Genomic DNA, 2,254 nt, shown 5'->3' on the forward strand with positions numbered 1-2,254 from the left:
CAGGCCCGTCGCCAGGCGGTACACCTGATCTGGCCTTCCCACGACAGCGTAGGGCTCGTCGGTCGTCAAGTCCTCTTCGACGTTGACCAGCCGGCCGCCCTTCAACTCATCAGGCAGCCAGTCTTGAGACATTCCCCTCCAGACCATTGCCACCCATACCGCGATCCCAGCGGCGAGCGTGAAGCAAACAAGGGAAGGCAGACTCATCGCGCCCCTCCAACCCGGTTCACCAGGCGGTCGAGCGCCTTCCGCACCGCCGACGTGAGCCGCGGGCTTCGCCTCAGCAGCCAGACGAGGGCAGGGGACACGGCGTAGTACAGGCTGACGAATGCGCGTCCTGCCCGACTCGGCATCAGCGCCCTATCGCGCCACGCCCGCAATGCGTTCGTCTCTACACCCTGCGGCCCGTAGACCTGGCTGGCGATGAAGCACCTTGAATCCGATGTCTGCCGAGGCCTCCAGCTTGGCCGCTCTTGCCCGAGCTTGGCCAGCAATCGCCCTGGACTTCGGGTATAGCCCTCCCACTGGAAGCGCAGGTGCTCGAACGTCCCCGCTGCGGCCTTGCGCTCGATGTCCGCGCTGCGGGCTTTCCCGTGCCGCTTGTCGAAGACCAGCTTTTGTTCGCAGTACACCGCTGCAACGATGTCTGAGACGCTGTGCCGCTTACCCATCGTCAGCCCGGCAAGAGTTGGCGCGCTGCAATGACCAGCACGAAGCCCAGGCCGATGGCCAGCAGCACATTCGCAGTGATGCTCGCCACGCCTTCGGCCAGGCGCGAAGACCACAGGTCGGCGTAGTCCTTGAACTGCTCGATGCCCAGCGGGCTGCGGCGCTCGAACCGCCGCGCATTTACCCACCAGCGCAGCAGCCCCCCGGCAAGGAAGGCGCAGAGCATCCCGACCCACAGTGCCCAATACGGCGCGTGCATCATGCGATCACCCTTTTCGCGCCGCGAAGTCCCTCCGGGCCGCGCTTCACCAGCTTCCAGCGGTAGATCCCCAGCACGCTCGTCCCGGTTATCACCACCTGCATCGCCACCAGGCCGAGCGCCCCTGTCGCCACGCCGAATGCGATCCAGCACACGTTCGACGCCAGGAATGCTACGAACCCCCACCCCGAGTAAGAACGATTGAGGGCCAGAAGCAGGGCGCCGAAGGCGCCTAAGCCGCAGCCGATCCACTCCATGTAGCCCACCATCACCACCTCCTTAGAAAAGCACCTTGCGGCCTGTTTCCAAGGCCTTGATCCGCATCGGCAGGGTCGGGTACGCCATCACCACCATGAACCACCGCGCCCAGCTCTTCGACGGGTAGATCGCGTGCAGCTCCTTCAAGCCAGTCACCATCGCTTCCTTACCTACCCGCTTGGCCGCGCCGGCGTCCGCCCTGTATTCGAGGTAGCGGCGCAGCGTCATGAAGGCGATGAAGCCGAAGATGAAGAGCTTGTTGCTGTTCACCTCGTTGGCCACCAGGGCGTAGGCGCAGGCATAGCTGAAGGTGATGAGGATGTGGTGTTCAACCACATGCGTGTCCTCGTGGGCCAGGATGCCCTTCAGCCCCTCGTTGCTCACGTTGGCCATCAAGCCGCTGGTGACGTACACCCGCGATTGAGACGCCAGGATGCCCACCGTCGTGGCGTTCTTTTCCTCGTGGTCGTAGAGGAACACCGGGCGGCTTTGCGGAAGCTCCCGCAGCACCCCGGTGAGCCTGGCGCGCATCGCTTCGTCTTCCGACTGCCGAGGCGCCAAGAAGCGGGCGGACAGCGGCGCTCCCGAGTAGAACCCCAGCAGGAAGACCATTCCTGCCACCGTCTGAGCGAACGCTTTGTCGGCTGGGTTCGGAACCAGCCACGCCGCCAGCCACATCAACGCACCAGCCACCTCAAGGATGAACAGCCCGAAGATGACTCGCCGAAACCATGTGCTCGGGATCATCGTGCTGGTTCATAGCGGCAGTCGTCGCACTGGATCGCAGCGGGGATCGTCCGGTAGGGGCTGAAGTCGGTGCCGACGCGCGGGTCGTTGCGCATCGTCAGCTCTTGCTTCGTTGCGCAGCCTCCCAGCGCGCCGAGTGCCGCAAGGGTGATGATGGCGATCAGGATTCGGGTCATGTTCTGTGCTCCCTTTTGGGCATGAGTTGGTTGATGGCTGGCAGCAGCTCCGCGCACACCGCGTGAACCCGCTGCCTCGAAACGCCCACATGCCTTGCGACACTTGCCTGCCGGAAGCCCTTGACGAAGACCTCATCACCTTGCG

General features: G+C 64.2%; 5 protein-coding genes and 1 pseudogene. All 6 read right to left on the reverse strand.

What is annotated here, in order from left to right; genetic code table 11:
- Nucleotides 1-207 (reverse strand): annotated as a pseudogene (locus I73_RS32205) (hypothetical protein); the annotation flags it as partial.
- Nucleotides 204-671 (reverse strand): CFI-box-CTERM domain-containing protein, encoded by a 468-nt coding sequence (locus tag I73_RS34535; RefSeq protein WP_022978931.1) that lies wholly within the window; start codon nt 669-671, stop codon nt 204-206. The gene I73_RS34535 and the pseudogene I73_RS32205, both read right to left, overlap by 4 nt.
- Nucleotides 672-673: 2 nt before the next feature.
- Nucleotides 674-931, reverse strand: a complete 258-nt coding sequence (locus I73_RS32950; protein WP_159105819.1) for a hypothetical protein — start codon at nt 929-931, stop codon at nt 674-676.
- Complete coding sequence (locus I73_RS25230; RefSeq protein WP_022978933.1) at nt 928-1,197, reverse strand: hypothetical protein; 270 nt, start codon at nt 1,195-1,197, stop codon at nt 928-930. The genes I73_RS32950 and I73_RS25230 overlap by 4 nt, the downstream gene beginning before the upstream one ends.
- A gap of 10 nt (nt 1,198-1,207) precedes the next feature.
- Complete coding sequence (locus I73_RS01095) at nt 1,208-1,933, reverse strand: M48 family metalloprotease (RefSeq protein ID WP_022978934.1); 726 nt, start codon at nt 1,931-1,933, stop codon at nt 1,208-1,210.
- Nucleotides 1,930-2,109, reverse strand: a complete 180-nt coding sequence (locus I73_RS01100; protein WP_022978935.1) for a hypothetical protein — start codon at nt 2,107-2,109, stop codon at nt 1,930-1,932. The genes I73_RS01095 and I73_RS01100 overlap by 4 nt, the downstream gene beginning before the upstream one ends.
- Between the last annotated feature and the right edge of the window lie 145 nt (nt 2,110-2,254).

It is taken from the genome of Ideonella sp. B508-1 (assembly GCF_000333615.1).
GTDB lineage: Bacteria > Pseudomonadota > Gammaproteobacteria > Burkholderiales > Burkholderiaceae_C > Ideonella.

Coding starts and splice junctions, on each gene's coding strand:
- I73_RS25230 (WP_022978933.1), bottom strand. CDS start 1,197: ATGGTGGGCTACATGGAGTGGATCGGCTGCGGCTTAGGCGCCTTCGGC.
- I73_RS32950 (WP_159105819.1), bottom strand. CDS start 931: ATGATGCACGCGCCGTATTGGGCACTGTGGGTCGGGATGCTCTGCGCC.
- I73_RS01100 (WP_022978935.1), bottom strand. CDS start 2,109: ATGACCCGAATCCTGATCGCCATCATCACCCTTGCGGCACTCGGCGCG.
- I73_RS01095 (WP_022978934.1), bottom strand. CDS start 1,933: ATGATCCCGAGCACATGGTTTCGGCGAGTCATCTTCGGGCTGTTCATC.
- I73_RS34535 (WP_022978931.1), bottom strand. CDS start 671: ATGGGTAAGCGGCACAGCGTCTCAGACATCGTTGCAGCGGTGTACTGC.